At 41.6% G+C, this 16405-nt stretch carries 19 protein-coding genes; 7 read left to right on the top strand and 12 right to left on the bottom strand.

Annotated features, from left to right (window positions below; translation table 11 throughout):
- The first annotated feature begins 25 nt into the window (after positions 1 to 25).
- Entirely contained in the window at positions 26 to 496 is a 471-nt protein-coding gene (locus NG55_RS15415; protein ID WP_004803126.1) for a tRNA (cytidine(34)-2'-O)-methyltransferase, read from the top strand.
- 10 nt (positions 497 to 506) lie between these two features.
- Here the strand turns inward: NG55_RS15415 and NG55_RS15410 are convergent, their stop codons facing one another.
- Positions 507 to 887, bottom strand: a complete 381-nt coding sequence (locus tag NG55_RS15410; RefSeq protein WP_065343726.1) for a VOC family protein — start codon at positions 885 to 887, stop codon at positions 507 to 509.
- A gap of 15 nt (positions 888 to 902) precedes the next feature.
- On the bottom strand, positions 903 to 1286 hold the full coding sequence (locus NG55_RS15405) for a winged helix-turn-helix transcriptional regulator (protein WP_016541353.1): 384 nt from the start codon (positions 1284 to 1286) through the stop codon (positions 903 to 905).
- A 116-nt stretch (positions 1287 to 1402) separates the two neighbouring features.
- On the opposite strand from NG55_RS15405, the gene NG55_RS15400 reads away from it, so the two are divergent.
- Positions 1403 to 1957, top strand: coding sequence for a flavodoxin family protein (locus NG55_RS15400; protein WP_023271577.1), 555 nt, complete (start codon positions 1403 to 1405; stop codon positions 1955 to 1957).
- Positions 1958 to 2035: 78 nt separating this feature from the next.
- Here the strand turns inward: NG55_RS15400 and NG55_RS15395 are convergent, their stop codons facing one another.
- A complete protein-coding gene (locus NG55_RS15395) occupies positions 2036 to 3703 on the bottom strand; it encodes a PT dipeptide repeat lipoprotein (RefSeq protein WP_141669906.1) in 1668 nt (555 codons plus the stop codon).
- A 383-nt stretch (positions 3704 to 4086) separates the two neighbouring features.
- Here NG55_RS15395 and NG55_RS15385 point away from each other — a divergent pair, with 383 nt between their 5' ends.
- The gene (locus tag NG55_RS15385) at positions 4087 to 4491 is read left to right on the top strand and encodes a PH domain-containing protein (RefSeq protein ID WP_016541350.1); all 405 of its coding nucleotides are present in this window, start codon (positions 4087 to 4089) and stop codon (positions 4489 to 4491) included.
- Positions 4492 to 4544: 53 nt separating this feature from the next.
- Here the strand turns inward: NG55_RS15385 and NG55_RS15380 are convergent, their stop codons facing one another.
- The 6 genes from NG55_RS15380 to rpoD all read right to left on the bottom strand — a co-directional run bounded on the left by NG55_RS15380 (position 4545) and on the right by rpoD (position 11123).
- On the bottom strand, positions 4545 to 5939 hold the full coding sequence (locus tag NG55_RS15380) for an APC family permease (RefSeq protein WP_016541349.1): 1395 nt from the start codon (positions 5937 to 5939) through the stop codon (positions 4545 to 4547).
- A 268-nt stretch (positions 5940 to 6207) separates the two neighbouring features.
- Complete coding sequence (locus tag NG55_RS15375; protein ID WP_065343725.1) at positions 6208 to 7392, bottom strand: iron-containing alcohol dehydrogenase; 1185 nt, start codon at positions 7390 to 7392, stop codon at positions 6208 to 6210.
- Position 7393: 1 nt separating this feature from the next.
- Positions 7394 to 7927: a hypothetical protein gene (locus NG55_RS15370; RefSeq protein WP_004652214.1), complete on the bottom strand. Its 534-nt coding sequence runs from the start codon at positions 7925 to 7927 to the stop codon at positions 7394 to 7396.
- A gap of 81 nt (positions 7928 to 8008) precedes the next feature.
- On the bottom strand, positions 8009 to 8662 hold the full coding sequence (gene lipB, locus NG55_RS15365) for a lipoyl(octanoyl) transferase LipB (RefSeq protein WP_065343724.1): 654 nt from the start codon (positions 8660 to 8662) through the stop codon (positions 8009 to 8011).
- 148 nt (positions 8663 to 8810) lie between these two features.
- Positions 8811 to 9098 (bottom strand): YbeD family protein, encoded by a 288-nt coding sequence (locus NG55_RS15360; RefSeq protein WP_004652212.1) that lies wholly within the window; start codon positions 9096 to 9098, stop codon positions 8811 to 8813.
- 138 nt (positions 9099 to 9236) lie between these two features.
- Positions 9237 to 11123 carry an RNA polymerase sigma factor RpoD gene (gene rpoD / locus NG55_RS15355; RefSeq protein WP_065343723.1) on the bottom strand — a complete coding sequence of 629 codons (1887 nt, stop codon included), beginning with the start codon at positions 11121 to 11123 and terminating at the stop codon, positions 9237 to 9239.
- Positions 11124 to 11471: 348 nt separating this feature from the next.
- Between rpoD and NG55_RS15350 the strand changes: the two genes are divergently transcribed.
- Positions 11472 to 11678 carry a PA3496 family putative envelope integrity protein gene (locus tag NG55_RS15350; protein WP_004652209.1) on the top strand — a complete coding sequence of 69 codons (207 nt, stop codon included), beginning with the start codon at positions 11472 to 11474 and terminating at the stop codon, positions 11676 to 11678.
- 72 nt (positions 11679 to 11750) lie between these two features.
- On the top strand, positions 11751 to 12275 hold the full coding sequence (locus tag NG55_RS15345) for a YecA/YgfB family protein (RefSeq protein ID WP_016541344.1): 525 nt from the start codon (positions 11751 to 11753) through the stop codon (positions 12273 to 12275).
- A gap of 123 nt (positions 12276 to 12398) precedes the next feature.
- Here the strand turns inward: NG55_RS15345 and NG55_RS15340 are convergent, their stop codons facing one another.
- Complete coding sequence (locus NG55_RS15340; RefSeq protein WP_023271580.1) at positions 12399 to 13004, bottom strand: LysE family translocator; 606 nt, start codon at positions 13002 to 13004, stop codon at positions 12399 to 12401.
- A 101-nt stretch (positions 13005 to 13105) separates the two neighbouring features.
- On the opposite strand from NG55_RS15340, the gene NG55_RS15335 reads away from it, so the two are divergent.
- Positions 13106 to 13996: a LysR family transcriptional regulator gene (locus NG55_RS15335; RefSeq protein ID WP_065343722.1), complete on the top strand. Its 891-nt coding sequence runs from the start codon at positions 13106 to 13108 to the stop codon at positions 13994 to 13996.
- 33 nt (positions 13997 to 14029) lie between these two features.
- On the opposite strand, the gene NG55_RS15330 is transcribed toward NG55_RS15335, so the two are convergent.
- Both NG55_RS15330 and trhO read right to left on the bottom strand, forming a co-directional pair.
- Positions 14030 to 14653, bottom strand: a complete 624-nt coding sequence (locus tag NG55_RS15330) for a DedA family protein (RefSeq protein WP_023271582.1) — start codon at positions 14651 to 14653, stop codon at positions 14030 to 14032.
- Positions 14654 to 14794: 141 nt separating this feature from the next.
- Positions 14795 to 15727: an oxygen-dependent tRNA uridine(34) hydroxylase TrhO gene (trhO, locus tag NG55_RS15325; protein ID WP_023271583.1), complete on the bottom strand. Its 933-nt coding sequence runs from the start codon at positions 15725 to 15727 to the stop codon at positions 14795 to 14797.
- Positions 15728 to 15836: 109 nt separating this feature from the next.
- Here trhO and NG55_RS15320 point away from each other — a divergent pair, with 109 nt between their 5' ends.
- Positions 15837 to 16334: a DUF1289 domain-containing protein gene (locus tag NG55_RS15320; RefSeq protein ID WP_016541339.1), complete on the top strand. Its 498-nt coding sequence runs from the start codon at positions 15837 to 15839 to the stop codon at positions 16332 to 16334.
- Positions 16335 to 16405 lie beyond the last annotated feature (71 nt).

The following is a 16405-nucleotide window of genomic DNA, read 5'->3' as shown; positions in this document are numbered from 1 at the left end:
TAGAAAAATTTAGTAGAGAAAATTTGTGATTCATGTCGTCCTATACGAACCTGAAATTCCAGCGAATACAGGTAATATCATTCGTCTATGCGCCAATACCGGTGCGCAACTACATCTAGTCAAACCTTTAGGTTTTGAGCTGGATGATAAAAAGTTGAAGCGTGCAGGTTTGGATTACCACGAATGGGCGAGAATGCAAATCTGGGACAATATCGAACTTTGCCTTGCCGATTTAAAGGCGAAAGGGGTTGAGCATGTTTTCCCGCTTACCACCAAAGGGACAGCGACACCGCATACGGTTGATCTGAATCGTCCCGTTGCCTTGTTGATGGGGCCTGAAACCCGTGGTCTGCCAGAGCAAGTGCGTCTCATGTTCCCGCAAGAGCAATGGATTCGTTTGCCGATGGCTGAAAATTCAAGAAGCTTAAACCTCTCGAATGCAACCGCTGTGATTGTCTATGAAGCGTGGCGACAACAGGGTTTTAAACAACTCTAATTTTCGCAGCTTAGAGATCACCATAGGGGCTTGCAACCACCAAGGTATAACCATTCGGGTCTTTAAACCAGATTTCGCGATGATGCGCGTTCGGATTATATTTCGGCCCTTCCAAAATTTCGACTTGATGGGTTTGTAAACTCGCTACAATCTCATCAAATTGAGTGCTTTCAAACCAAAGCAAAACGCCATTACCAACGACCCGTTTCGGGTCTCCGATATGTGAGTGGTCATGGGCTTGCCATTGATGCAATTGCAGCACCATGCGCTGTTCAAACAGCAATTGTTCATATTCTCTGCCGCCATGTCCACTTTCTAAGCCCAGTACCGTTTGATACCACTGACTGGTTTTCTCGACATCGGCCACTGCAATTAAAGGCTGTGGGTACATAGACACCTCACGGAATTATTCGAATTGTTGTTCCTGTATCGTATCAAAACGTTGTTGAGCGTAGATCACTTGTTCAATATTACTTTCAGCCCAATCTTTGAGTTGGTACGCCATTTCTGCAACTTCCAGACCGAGTGGCGTGAGTGAATAATCCACCCGAATTGGTGCAGTATCTTGTACTTGCCTTTCAATAAAGCCATCACGTTCTAGCATTTTTAGTTTCTGTGACAATACTTTAGGTGAGATGCCTTGAATGCTCTTTTTGAGTAAATTGAAATGTTGGGTTTCTCGCGCAAGCACATTAATGATCATCAGCACCCATTTGTCTGCAATTTTTTCAAAAAATAACCGAGCAGGACAATGTTGTTGATAAATATCGTATTTTAATGCCTGATTCATAGCGACAACCCTCTTTTTTCAATTGAATGGCAGTAGTTACCATCTGGTAACTAATTGACACCTAGTTTCTAAAATATATCATTAAATCGAACTTTTGAAAAATTTTGGATACTCTCATGACACAAATTGCGGTTGTATATTTCTCGGGCTATGGCCATACCAAAGTGGTTGCTGAAACTTTTGCGGGTGCGATTGACGCAGCTTTAATTGAAATTGATCAGAATGGTGAGATCACAGAGCAAGACTGGCAGACTTTAAATGATGCACAAGGGATTGTGTTTGGCACACCAACTTATATGGCGGCAGCCCCTTGGCAATTTAAGAAATTTGCCGATGCTTCTTCAAAAATCTGGTTTACTCGTGGTTGGCAAGATAAAGTCTTTGCGGGTTTTACCAATAGCGCGAGCCTGAATGGTGATAAGCAAGTGACCTTGATTCAGTTACAAACTTTGGCTTCGCAGCATGGTGGTATTTGGGTGAGCTTAGGTTTGTTGCCTGCCAATACCAAAGCAGCGAAGCGTGAAGATGTAAATAACTTAGGTGGTTCGGTTGGATTGTTGGTTCAGTCTCCATCTGATGCAAGTACCGATGAGATTCCAACAGGGGATTTAGAAACAGCGAAGCTTTATGCACAACGCGTGAAAGCAATTGTTGAAAAATTGCATGGTTAAGTTTTTAAACTAATAACAAAAGACCGCCAAATTTAGGCGGTCTTTTGTTATTGCTTTTAATGTTGTGTCACGATGGGCTTAGTCTCTAGCACGATTGGCATAAATCGTAAGTGTTTGATCACCACTTGCGAAGCGTCTACCAGTAATTGGTGTAGCCCATAAATTCCAGCCAAGAGAAGACTGTCCAATCAGGCGTTGTGTATATAGATAAACGCTGGCACCTGGCTCACGATCATCTAAGACACTGCCATCAAATATTTTGTATACCAAATTGGTGGTATTGGTATTGCTGCTATCTCTTTCTAATACTAAGCCATAATCATCATTACCATCTTGGAAATTAAAACGATAAATATAACCAGCGGCTTTTTGTTGATCCAAAATCGTTTTGATCTCAGTGGCTTTAGTGCTGCTACTGATTGGAATCCAACGATAATCATAAGTCCCATTATGAAGATTACTGTTGGTACAGAGGAAAGAGTACTGTTGGAGGTTGATGCGATAAGCATATTCCAAGCGACAGCCTGCTTTGCCAAGTTCATTGGCATAATTTGTCCAAGTTGTTGGAGTCACGAGATTGGGGCGGATAAGACTTTCATCTACCGTATAGACTGCAGTATCACCAACGCGTTTTTCATAAATATTAAAGGTGCCTTTATCCTGATCAAGTTGATATTGTGTACGGTAATGGAAACCTTGGCTCGCTTGAGTCGTTAATTCGGCTTTGAACAGATTGTGTCTTTCGGTTGATGTGCCTGTCGTAGTGGCCGTGGTGAGTTGGTATTGCCACTTAGCTGCATTGTTTGCGTTGTTTTTAATATAAAGATTACGCATACGCATTTCTTCGGTAGTAAGCAAAGAAGATGCGGTGTCGGAAGTTACATTGGTATCAATACGAACATCTACCAGTCTAAAGCCTGCATTGGCTTGAGCATCTAGTTGATTTTTGAGTCGTGCAAGGGTGGGTTCCAGATCTTTAAATTCATAAGTGCTGGTCGTAATAAATGGACTTGCCCTCAAACTTTGGAAGCGTTTAAGCGGTGATTTTCTCCAGCACTGATTTGGGTCCATGGCTTGTACTGTGCGATCAATGTTCGTGCCATTGGTTTCTGAGCTTTCAAAAATACAAAGGGTATTGGCATCTTTAAAGGCTAATACGGCTGCATTGGAATTACTATCATTGGCACCATAAAGTTTTACTCGTGCCAGATGATATGTGGTCTGATTCGTGCGTTGGGCATTGCCTATATTGTAGTACAACAAACCACGAGGACCACCATCATGTTCAAAATCTCCAAAAATTTCCCCTGAACAACTGGCTTCTTGATAACGCTCTCCTTCAATCAGCGTATCAAACGAATTATTCGATACGATATGATTTTCCATAATTAGACGGAAATTATTGGGTGCAGGATAGCAAAAGGGAGACTCCCAAGTTCCTGCAAATGTTTGAGATACGGTTGGTGTCGGAGTCGGAGTCGGAGTCGGAGTTGGCGTTGGTGTTGGTGTTGGCGTAGGTGTAGGTGTCGGCGTTGGAGTCGGCGTCGGCGTAGGTGTTGGAGTGGGTGTCGGCGTCGGAGTTGGTGTCGGTGTTGGTGTTGGTGTCGGCGTTGGAGTTGGAGTTGGCGTAGGCGTTGGGGCAGGTCCAGATGAGCTTGAACCTCCGCCGTTACCAGAGTCAAACCAACAAGCACTGAGTGCTACAGAAAGCAGCGCAACGCCACTTCCTTTAACGATATTTTTCATTATTTTAATTCCCTCTGTTTTTGTGGCGTTTAAAAATCAATTTGATTTTTAATTTTCAAATATTGTTGGATTTTTTTTAATCATAATGCAGCTTTGAAAGAGAAATAAACAAAAGGCCTAATCGGGTTGTTAAATTGGTTTTAAATGTTTTTTATTGAATATGCTTTATATCTGAATCTTTTGATCACTTTGATTTTTTTGATTATATTTGCTGTGGAAGTATTAAAAGTTCTTTCTTATTAATATGTACTAAACAGAGTGCTTTCATACATTATTTTTTAATAACTAATTTTTAAAGCGATTATTTCTAATAAGGCAATGATCAATAAAAATAATTGTGAAAGCGATCTCATAAAAACTTTAAATGACTTATCGGGGTTGTTATGGAAAATGTAGAATGGCAGGGGACTCCTTCTCAAATCAGTAATCTTGCTTACTTTGTTGTGTGTGGTGTTTTATTCTTTTTGGTCATTCCTTTGCTATTGATCTTATGGCGTTGGTTACAGACTAAATATACAAAATACGAGTTAACCTCTGAGCGTTTAATTATGTCCAAAGGGGTGTTGAATAAAACCACCAATCAATTGGAACTCTATCGAGTCAGAGACTATCGACATGAGCAGCCTTTTTTTCTACGCATTTTTGGCTTAAGTAATATTGTGCTGATCAGTACCGACAAGACAGATAAAGTATTAAACCTGATTGCCATTCGTGACGGTGGCGACTTAATTACTCAGATTAGATCAAATGTCGAAGGCTTAAGAAGATCAAAATCGAGAATTGTTTAAATTTAAGCGCATAAAAAAGGCGCATTCAGCGCCTTTTTTATGATTTCACCAGATTAATGTCTGTCATCAAATTCATTATGCTGTGGCGCATTGTATTTGAAGCCTTTGGTCTTGTAAGCAAGATAACCGACACCGATGACGGCCCAAGCCAAACCAATCTGTAAAGCCAATTTGTCAATTTCCAACCACATCATAAACACGCTGGCAAAACCGAGTGTTGGGATAATGATATAGCTGATAATGTCTTTAGGCGTCTTGTTCTTACCATCTCTTAATGCATAGCGAGAAATCACCGAGAAGTTAACAAAGCTAAATGCAGTTAATGCACCAAAGCTAATTAAGTTCACGATATGCTCAAGATCAAGGAAACCAGCAGACAACGCCACGACACCCACAATCAAGATGTTGTAAGTTGGCGTATGTAAACGTGGGCTAATATGACCGAATAATTTCTTATTGATCACGCCATCACGACCCATCACATACATTAAACGCGATACACCTGCGTGTGCCGAAATACCTGATGCCATCACTGCTACGACTGCAAAGTATAGCACCATGGTTTTAAATGCAAGGCTACCAATGGCTGCAACCATGACTGGTTGAGATTCATCCAGTGGGTTGAAGTAGGTATTCGGATTACTTGGGAAGTAAAGCTGAATAAAGTAGGTGCTGACAATGAAGATGATACCTGCAAGCAATGCTGTGGTGAAAATTGCACGTGGCAAAGTCTTTTCAGCATCTTTGGTTTCTTCGGCAAGTGAAGAAAGCGCATCAAAGCCCGTAAATGAGAAGCATAGCACCGTTGCACCTGCAATTAATGCCCCGACAGAGGTCATTTCATTCCAGAATGGCGCAAGCGACCATAACTCAGCTTTATCCGGATTCAGGGTTCCATCGGCATAAACCCCTTGTGTGAGCAGGATATAGACCTGATACACAAAGTAGAAAATAACACCGAGCTGGATGACCACAATGGTACTGTTAAAACGCGCGACAAAACGTGCCCCAAACAGGTTGATCACCGTCATCAGGACGGTTAAACCAATCACCCAAATCCAGTTATTTACTTCTGGGAAGAGTGCTCTCAAATAAATATCAGCAAGAATGATATTCACTAGAGGAGAGAGCAAATAATCTAACCACGAAGACCAACCCACCATAAAACCAACATTAGGGTGAATCGACTTTTGGGCATAGGTATATGCAGAACCAGAAGACGGATAACGACGAATCATGTGACCATAACTGATCGACGTTAAAAGAATTGCAACTAAGGCAAATATGTAGGAAGTCGGTACATGACCACCACTTCTTTCAGATACTAAACCAAACGTATCAAATAAAGTTAATGGTTGAATATAAGCTAAGCCAATAATGATGATGTGCCAAAGCACAAGATTCTTTTGAAGCTTCGCTGTTGGTTGAGTCCCAGATAAATTTGTCAACGGCGTTATCCTCATAATCGTTGATCAAAGATCAGCCATAGTGTTAAGGATCGTTTGAGACAAAAACGATCCCCCGTACAAAAAACGAAAGTGCGCCAATCTATCCTAAAACACTATAAATTGTCAGTACTTTTATGCTTTTTTTAGCAATTTTTTTGCCAATTGGGTAAATAAATAGATGAATAAAGATTCACTTAAAAATACAAAGCCCCGATATCACATCAATATCGGGGCTGTTAAGCAGGAATACTTGATTTAACTCAATGTATTACCATGCTTTTTGTAAGATTGCACGAATGTCTTGCAAGTTTGCTTCTTTCGGGTTGTAAATGATCGAACCATCATTCAGCGCCTTGTCAGCCACTTCATCCAATTGTGCTTCAGTGACTTTAGCTGTTTCACGTAACGTACGTGGCAATTTGGTCAGGCTGAATAAACGATCACGCATCGCTAAAATTGTGGCAATCGCTTTGTCTGCACGTAAGTTAGAAGGCGTTTGAGCATAAATATCTGCACCCGCAAGCGGCAGCAGTAATTCACCAATCTTGTCACCATTGATTTCTTTGTTATATTCCAGCACGTATGGTAGGAATAAGTTCATGCATAAGCCGTGGGGCAGATGTGCAACTGCACCAAGTGCATGACCCAATGAGTGAACTAAGCCCACCATTGAATTCGAGAAAGCAATCCCTGCCATAGTAGATGCTTGTGCAAGCTCTAAACGACCTTGTGCATCGCTTGGATTGTCTAAAACTTTGAACAAGTTTTCGCTGATCTTTTTAATCCCTGCGCTGGCATAGGCATCACTGAGTGGGTTCGCAGCTAAGCAGGTATAGGCTTCAACACAGTGTGTCAGTGCATCCATGCCTGTCATGGCAGTCAAATGAGGTGGGAGTGTCTGTGTCATGCGTGGATCAAGAATTGCAGCATGCGGCATCAAGTAATAAGAGGCAAAAGCCAGTTTGACATTGCGTTGCGTATCCGAAACCACAGCTACCATGGTCACTTCTGAACCTGTACCAGAGGTGGTTGGAATCACGAAGAAAGGTTTGAGTGGTTTTGGCAGATTGTGCGCACCTGAATATTGTAATAAATCGTCACCACCTTCAGACACCAAGATATTGGTCGCTTTTGAGGTATCGATGACTGAACCACCACCAATTGCAATGATCGCATCGCATTTTTGCTTGCGGTACAGTTCTGCGGCTAAGCGAACCACTTCCAAGCTTGAATCGGGTGGAACATCATCAAAGATCGCACCAATCACTGCATCGGTGGTGCTGAATGCTGCTTCGATTGGGCTGAGTAAACCATTGGCACGTACACCTTTATCGGTAATGATCATCGGACGTTTTGCGCCAAGCGTCGCAAGTTCAAATGGAATATGCTCTAAGGCAGCGTTACCAGCAATGACTTTTACAGGACAGAAAAACTCGTAATAAGGCTTAGCCATGTTATGCGCTCCGTTTGAGATATGATTTTGCGACTTTAAGATAAATATTTTTTGCACCCGTGAATTTTTCTTTTAATGTTAATTCAGCAGGGTAGCGTTTGACTGCAAGTGAAGCGATTAGCTTAGGTAAGATCAGAGCTTCCATTTTGTTCAAGCAACGCACCAGACGGATGGCGCTTGAAACATCACCATCGGCAATCATACGGTCATTGGCAAAGGCTTGTGCGGTACTTTCTTGGAAAGAAAATACCAAAAAGGCATGGGTTAAATGTTTGAAAGTAATGGTTAAATCAGGCTTGCCTTTGTAATTAGACAATAGCTCTAATTGTTTTTCTTCGGTTACTCGAGCAACAAATGCAGGTCCATTGGGGAAAACATTCATTGAAAGGATAAAACCAACCGGAAACTTCGACACTTCCTGTTGTACTTCATCATCCACTTGGCTTGCCATCACGAGGCCACGACCCACAACATCCATCATGAGTTTGACGTAGGCAAATTGCAACGTGGGCTTCACTGCTTTGGTTGAAATCACTTGCGTATCCCTTGTTAAAATTATGCAAAAGCTAATTTAGAGTATTTACTCTAATTTATTTTATTGGAATTGAAAAGTAAATTATTCAGATTTGACTACAAGGTCATTAAAGAAATCGGTATTTTGCAGATAGTGGACAAAATCGGCACAGAGCTGCTCAAAGCTTGGATAATCTGTCAGTAAGTCTTGTAAGCGTACCATCTCTAAGCCTGCATAACCGCAGGGATTAATGGTTTGAAAACCAGTGAGGTCACAATCAATATTCAGGGCAAGACCATGATAACTACGGCCACGACGAATTTTAAAGCCTAAGGACCCGATTTTGCGGTCATCGACATAAACGCCTGGGGCATCAGCTTTGGCATAGGCATGGATGTTGTATTGTTTGAGTAGATCAATCATGGCCTGTTCTGCAAAACTGACCAAAGTACGGACATGCCATTTCAAGCGATTGAGGTCTAACAGAAAATAGGCAACCAATTGACCTTTGCCATGCCAAGTGACTTGGCCACCGCGATCAGTATGTACAATCGGCAGATTACTGTGCAGTAGAATATGTTCAGGCTTGCCTGCTTGTCCTTGGGTTAGGACATCTTGATGCTGTAACAGCCAAACCTCATCAGGTGTGCTTTCATCACGATTGCTTGTGAAGTCTTTCATTGCTTCAAAACGAGTCGTGTAATCTTGTAGATCATTGAAACAACGAATGATTAAAGTTGGTTTTGCAGCGCTCATTACAACAGGATTTCCTTGTCAGCTTTGAATTGATGAGTTGTTGAATTATGTAATGATTTGGATCAGATCAATAGGGGTTTATTAAAAAGTCGCGTGTTATTTTTTGCGAAAAAAAATCCAAAACACTTTCGTATTTTGGACTTCTTTATTAAAGCGCTGTCTTAATTAAAGGACAGGCTGCAAGGTCAGCGTATAAGGCATGAACTTGTTCCAACTCTTCAAAGCGCAATTGTGCAGTTAAAGAGTGGTATTTGCCTGTGCGTGACGGCTGAACTTTTACGGTGTCACCATCAAATTCAGGGAAGTGCTTCTGCAAAATATCAACAACAGCCACTCGAAGTTCATCCCCTGCATTACCAATTAATTTGATTGGATAGTCCATCGGGAAAACCCAAAGATGTTCTTGCAATTCACGAGAAGGAGTGCGGTCTAACATGAGCAACCTCTTAATTTGAAACGCCTGCATCAGTGCAGGCGCTTTTGATCTAATACATAAATGGGGATGAAGTGTTGAACTTCAAGTCCTGCGCTAAACCAATACCATGTATTGGTCTAGCACAAGATTTCCCAAAGATTAGTCGTTTTCCAAGAATGAACGTAAGTGTTCTGAACGAGAAGGGTGACGAAGCTTACGTAACGCTTTCGCTTCAATCTGACGAATACGTTCACGGGTTACGTCAAACTGTTTACCTACTTCTTCTAAAGTATGGTCGGTTGGCATATCAATACCAAAACGCATTTTCAATACTTTCGCTTCACGTTCAGTCAAGTTTTCAAGTACTTCACGGGTCGCTTCTTTTAAGCCTTCTGAGGTCGCAGCATCTACTGGTGAAGTGATGTTTGAGTCCTCAATAAAGTCACCAAGATGCGAATCTTCATCATCACCGATCGGTGTTTCCATCGAAATCGGTTCTTTTGCGATTTTAAGTACTTTACGAACTTTAACTTCGTCCATTTCCAGACGCTCACCCAATTCTTCAGGAGTCGGTTCACGGCCCATTTCTTGAAGAAGTTGACGAGATACACGGTTGATCTTGTTGATGGTCTCAATCATGTGTACTGGAATACGAATGGTACGTGCCTGATCCGCAATCGAACGCGTAATCGCCTGACGAATCCACCACGTTGCATAGGTCGAGAATTTATAACCACGACGATATTCAAACTTGTCCACGGCTTTCATCAAACCGATGTTACCTTCTTGAATCAAGTCGAGGAACTGTAAGCCACGGTTGGTATATTTTTTCGCAATCGAAATAACCAAACGTAAGTTCGCTTCAACCATTTCTTTCTTGGCACGACGTGCTTTCGCTTCACCAACCGCCATACGTTTCGAGATATCTTTGATATCTTTCACGTTCAGATCAAGGTCTTTTTCGATATCGGCAATCTTTTGCTGGAATGCCAATACGTCAGGACGTACTTTTTCCAAATGTGCTTTGGTTTCAGCAGGTGCTTTCGCGATTTGTTCATCTAACCAAGCTGGATTTGACTCTTGCTCAGGGAAGGTCATACGGAACTGGTTACGGTCCATACGGCCACGACGAACTGCATAACGCATAATTTCACGTTCGTTCGAACGGATTTGTTCATGCGTACCACGAATCATTTCTGAAATAATATCAAATAAACGTGGCGTGAATTTGAACATCATGAACACAGCCGCAAGCGCTTCAAGCGCGGCTTTTGCTTCATCACTATTGCGGCCATGTTTTGCCACAACAGTTTTGGTTTCATTCCACGCTGCTTCTAGTTCAGAGAAACGAACTTTGGCAACTTCAGGATCTGGACCTGAATCACCTTCAGAATCATCATCACCTTCAGACTCTTCTTCTTCGTCATCATCATCAAGTTTAACGTCTTTGGTTTTTGAAGAAGAATCTGTCTCTTCTTCTTCAAGTTCAGTTTCTTCTTCAAGAACTTCAGGAATATCTTCGTCAGTTTCTGGATCTAAATAACCAGAGAGAATATCGGCAAGACGACGCTCGCCAGTTAAAAAGTCATTATATTCTTGTAAAACAACTTCAACAGCATTTGGCCAGTAAGCAATCGAGTGTAAAACGTCACGAATACCTTCTTCGATACGTTTTGCAATGCTAATTTCGCCTTCACGTGTAAGAAGTTCAACCGTACCCATTTCACGCATATACATACGGACAGGGTCTGTGGTACGACCAGGCTCACTTTCAACCGATGCTAATACGGCAGCAGCTTCTTCTTCAGCAACCTCATCGGCAGCTTCAGTTGATTCACCAAACATGGTGTCGTCAGTTTCTGGCGCACGTTCATGCACTGGAATACCAACGTCTTGAAGCATCTGAATGATGTCTTCAATCTGCTCACTTTCCGTAATTGAGTCTGGTAGATGATCGTTAACCTCAGCGTAAGTTAAATAACCTTGCTCTTTGCCTCGGCTAATCAGAGCCGCTACTTGCGAAGTAGGGGAATTCATATCGCTCATCTTTGCTTACTCTTTTGTTGAATCTGGGGCGGTGAAAAACCGTGCATGATAGCACAATTCACGACGAATGTTTTGGATTTGATCCGTTTGCTTTAAATAAAAAATAGCTTTGATTTCATGTTCGTTCCTTGAATATGGGGTTAAGTTATCATTTTTCAAGCAGTCAGTCCTGATTAAAGATGTTTTTTAAGGGCAACAATCCTCAGATTATAAATACACAAAAAAACTGACGAAAAAAAGTACAAATCATCATTTTATAGTAAAAAAAACAAATAAAACTTGACAAGGTGGGCCAAGACCGATAAATAGCGGCTAGGCCCATTTATATTTTTTCATTAGAGGTACTTAGTGTCTTCTACAGATTTTGAATTAGATGATGATAACTATGGTGAAGATGATGCTGGTTTTGACGAATCATCTGGAAAAATCAGCGCCAAAGAATCATTAGAAAAGCGCCGTTTGATCGATGATCTCTTGGCCCAACGTCGTTTAGAGCGAGAACTCAAAGATTTTGATTATGATTTCGACGACGATGACCTTGACGACGAAGACTGAGCGAAATAGCTAAGACTTTATGTCCGAAAATGTTATGCTGTTGCCGATGTATTTTTAAAGTTGGATGAAAGAATGAGCACGTTAGATTTAGACTTATTGAGTAACTATCTTGACGGCGATCAAAACGAATATGGTCTAGATTTTGCAGCGACTCATGGCTTTTTATGTGCGATTGCAGTTGGTCCACAATTCGATCGTTGGTTAGATGAACTTTTTGAGAGCAATCAAAAGAAAGTTCCAAGTGAAATCATTGAACAAGTTAAAGCTTGGTTGGAATCAATTCGTCAAGACTTGGCCAATGAAAATGGAATCGAATTTCCATTTGAAATTGAAGAAGCAGATGTAGATTCAAGCTTAGGTGATTGGAGTGTTGGTTTCGTTGATGCCATGTTCCTCAATGAAGATGCATGGTTTGCGCCTGAGTTTGAAGAGCAGTTGGTTGATTTAACCCTACCAATCATGGTGTTTAGCGGTATTGATGAAGAAGATCCACAGATGGAATCTTTCCGCCGTAATGGTCAGTTAATGGATGAATTGGCTGAAGAAATTCCTGATAATCTAAATGAAATTTATCTTATGTACCATACGCCTGCGTAAGGGCATATCTGATACTGCGGTCATCGTGGTTGATGAATGATCATAAAATACTAAAACGCCTCTAGAAGGCGTTTTTTTATGGCTGCTTGTGCTGTTCTATTGAGCTCATCTCAAGACTAAGATTTAAAAATGAGCAAAAAATAGACTGAGTCCTAAAGCACTCAAGATCCCGCCAATGACCCGATTGATACTGACTTGTCGCGCAAGGATTTTATTGCGAATAAAAGGGGTGGAGCAGAATAAGGCAACGAGGCTAAACCAAGCCAGATGGCTGCCAGAAATAAATACACCATAGCCGATTAGGGTGTGTAGATTGTTATTGCTGGTCATGACCTGTGAATAAATACTCATCACAAACAGTGTGGTTTTGGGGTTGAGGCTGTTGGTAAGAAATCCATGTCTAATGGCCTGCCAACGTGTGATCTGATGGCTATTTTCATCAAACAGGATCGGGGCTTGGGTAAAGGTTTGGTAGCCAATATAAATCAAATAAGCTGCACCGATATATTGAATCAGTTGGATTAAGTGGGGAAGGTGTTGCTGTAAAAAGCTGAGTCCAATCAAACTATAACTGATATGTACCCAGACACCCATTGCAATGCCGTAGGCGGTACAGATGCCCAAATGGCGGCCATAGAGATAACTATTTCGTGTCACAAGGGCGAAGTCTGCACCGGGGCTAATAACTGCGAGCAGGGTCACTAAACCTACAGCAATGATTTCATTCACTCATTTATTCCTAAATTGACTCATTAAAGATTTTTTATATTTTTCATATTCTTGCTATATTTAAAATTGAAGTTAATTCCTGTTATGTATGAGTTTTTGGAATGATTGAACGATTGTCTTTGAATTCACTTAAGTTTTTTTATTATGTGGCGCGTTATGAAAGTGTCACTGTAGCTGCAGAAAAGCTATTTGTGACACAAAGTGCAGTCAGCAAACAGCTTAAAAACTTGGAGGATGGTTTAAGTCTGGTATTGTTTGTGCGCGAAGCCCGAAAATTAAGTTTAACGCCAGAGGGTGAAGTCCTGTTTGATTGTTGTCAGCAGGTCTTTCAGCAGATTGAACAATGCTTATTACAATTACAACAACACAGCAAAGCACAAAAGAACCTGATTCTGTCCTGTGAACCGACGCTGGCGATGAAATGGCTGATCCCACGTTTAGCGCAATTTAAGCAGCTCTATCCAGAGTTTGAAGTGAGCTTGTTAACGGGCGGCGGGGCGGTGGATTTTAATTCACAACATATTGATGTGGCCTTAAGGCGAGATGATTTTGATTGGGGGGCAGCCCTGTATAGCGAAAAAATTGCGGATGAACAGATGCTTGCTGTAGCGGCGAAGTATGATCAAGCGGCAACAACGCAAGTATTTATTTCTAAATCCAGACCTCAGCTATGGCAACAGTTTAAGCGCCGAAACCCAGAACGGTTTGCTGATTTAAAACGATCTTCACTTGAGCATTTTTATCTTTGTATCGAGGCTTGTTTGGCGGGTTTAGGCGCAACCGTGGTTTCTGCCTATATGGTTGAGCGAGAAATGAAATATCAAATGTTGGAGCCACTCACCACAGCCTATGCGGATAGTTCGGCCTATTATTTATTATCCGCGCAACCTTTTGAGGATGATATTCGTAAACGATTGCTCAGAGACTGGTTAAGAGATGAAATGCATAAAAGCCAGTTGGGGTTTGATACACTGGCTATAAGTTCGATTTAATACGGTTTCATCTCTGGCTAAGTTTTGTTGGTGCTATGAGTTGCGATTTGATTTAGACAGGTAAAACTTTTTAATTGCCCACCACAGCAGGTACAGCATCACAATGGCAAGGATCAGATAGCTGACACGCTGTAGAATCACGATCATCAGCGCTTGATTTTCACTAAAATGATAACCGAGATAGGCGAGAAAACTGGTCCAAATCACGGTTCCAGCGCTACTGTAAAGCATAAATTTACCAAAAGGCATTCGGCTCATCCCTGCAGGGATACTAATCAAGGAGCGAACTGCTGGAATCATTCGCCCGAAGAACACAATGCGATGTCCATGTTTGTTAAACCATGTCAGTGCTTTTTCTAGATCTTTCACTTGAATGCGTAAATATTTGCCGTAGCGTTCGATAAAATGAAACAACTGTTGCTGGGGGACTTTGCGCCCGACCCAATACAGCAGCATCGCAGCTAAAATTGAACCAGCACTTCCTGCAATAATGACGCCGATCAGAGTGAGTTCACCTTTTGAAGCGGTATAGCCAGCCGATGGCATAATGATTTCTGAGGGAATCGGTGGAAAAACATTATCGAGAAACATTAAAAATGCGATACCTAAATATCCCAGTTTCTCCATGATGGATAGAACCCATTCTTCAAGTCCCATAACGCCCTTATCTGATTCATTTGATTGTTATTTTCAGCATAGTGATTGTTATGTGAATGCTCAAGGGTGGAATCGTTACTTGATTTTATCGCGCAATAAAAAAGCCATAGTTAAACTATGGCTTTTAATCTACTTTTTAGCTTACAGGCGTTTGCGCTTTGCTGCAGCAATTTGTGACTGACGCATACGGAAGCCTGCTTTTTGCTTGTCCGTGGTTTTATCAATACAGTACACACAAGATACGCCATGTTCATAGCTTGGCAGTTCAGCTTCAACTTTGGTCAGTGGCCAACCACACGCATGACACTTGATGTTTTCGCCTTCTTCAACCCCATGAGTCACCGCAGTACGACCATCAAATACGAAGCATTCACCTTCCCACATGCTTTCTTCAGCAGGGGTTTCTTCTAGGTATTTTAAAATACCGCCTTTGAGGTGATAAACCTCATTGAAACCTTCTTGAAGCAGGAGAGAGGTCGATTTTTCGCAACGGATACCACCCGTACAGAACATCGCAATTTTTTTGTCTTTGTGCTGTTCAAGATTTTGTTTTACGTATTCTGGGAATTCACGGAAGCTTTCAGTTTTCGGATCAATTGCACCTTTGAATGTGCCTGCTTTATATTCATAGTCATTACGTGTGTCAATTAAGATCACATCATCACGACTAATTAGCTCGTTCCATTCCTTAGGATCAAGATAGTGGCCAACTAAATCGCGTGGCTTGACTTCTACACCTAAAGTTACAATTTCATTTTTAAGTTTGATTTTCATTTTTCGGAATGGTTTTTCAGAGCTTTCAGACTCTTTATATTCCATTGCGTTAAAACCTTCGTTCAAAAGGAATTGATGAACGGCATCAATCGCGGCACGATCGCCTGCAACCGTACCATTAATGCCTTCAGATGCTACAATCAGAGTTCCACATAAATTGATGCTTTTCACTAAGTCCAAAAGACGTTGTTGCAGATCCGCTGCATCTGAAACTTCTTTAAATTGATATAGTGCCGCAACAACCCAATTATTGGTCGCTTGCTGTTCTACAGGTGCAAGCTGTTCTACAGTAGCGTTCATGGATAACTCCAAATGTATTAAGATAGAAAAATAAGGCGCACATTTTAGCGCGAAATCTGAAAATAAGCGAGAAAACCATAAAATAAATATGGTTTTAGAGGAGTTGGTTTTGAGTAATGATCGTCGAATCCCTTCATTGACCCCGTGTGCAGGGCGTTGTTCAACGGTATTTGGTGATCTGGTCTGCCGTGGCTGTCGCCGTTTTAATCATGAAGTGATTCAGTGGAATACCTATACGCCAGAGCAGCGTTTGATGGTGTGGAAGCGCTTAGATGCGCAACTGGACCAAATTTTGGTGCCTTTGTTACCTCATGCGAATTTACAGCATATCGAGGGTTTTATTCAGAATAAACGAACCCGTGTCTTAGACAGTGCCAGTAAAGGGCGCAAGCTGTACCATGCTTTGAAGATTTGTGAAAAAAACAAACACTTGGCACATGAGAGTGGGCTGGGAATTAGCGATGCTCAGGTTAAACCGATCTGGGATGAGTTTGAGCGTCGCGTATTGGCTTTGGCAAAGGCTAGTTATGAATTGGCGTGGTTGCGTGCCGATGGCATCAGCAATACACTATTGCGTGCATTAGAGCTAGAAGAAGATGAGATTTAAGCCAGCAATCCTGCAGAAATCTGAATGATAACCAAGGATGTTGATCGACATCCCTATTATCTTGTTAATTC

Origin of the sequence: Acinetobacter gyllenbergii (assembly GCF_001682515.1) — a bacterium.
GTDB classification, from domain to species: Bacteria; Pseudomonadota; Gammaproteobacteria; order Pseudomonadales; family Moraxellaceae; genus Acinetobacter; species Acinetobacter gyllenbergii.
The sequence above is the reverse complement of the archived record's forward strand: the minus strand, read 5'-3'. Positions and strand labels throughout refer to the sequence as shown.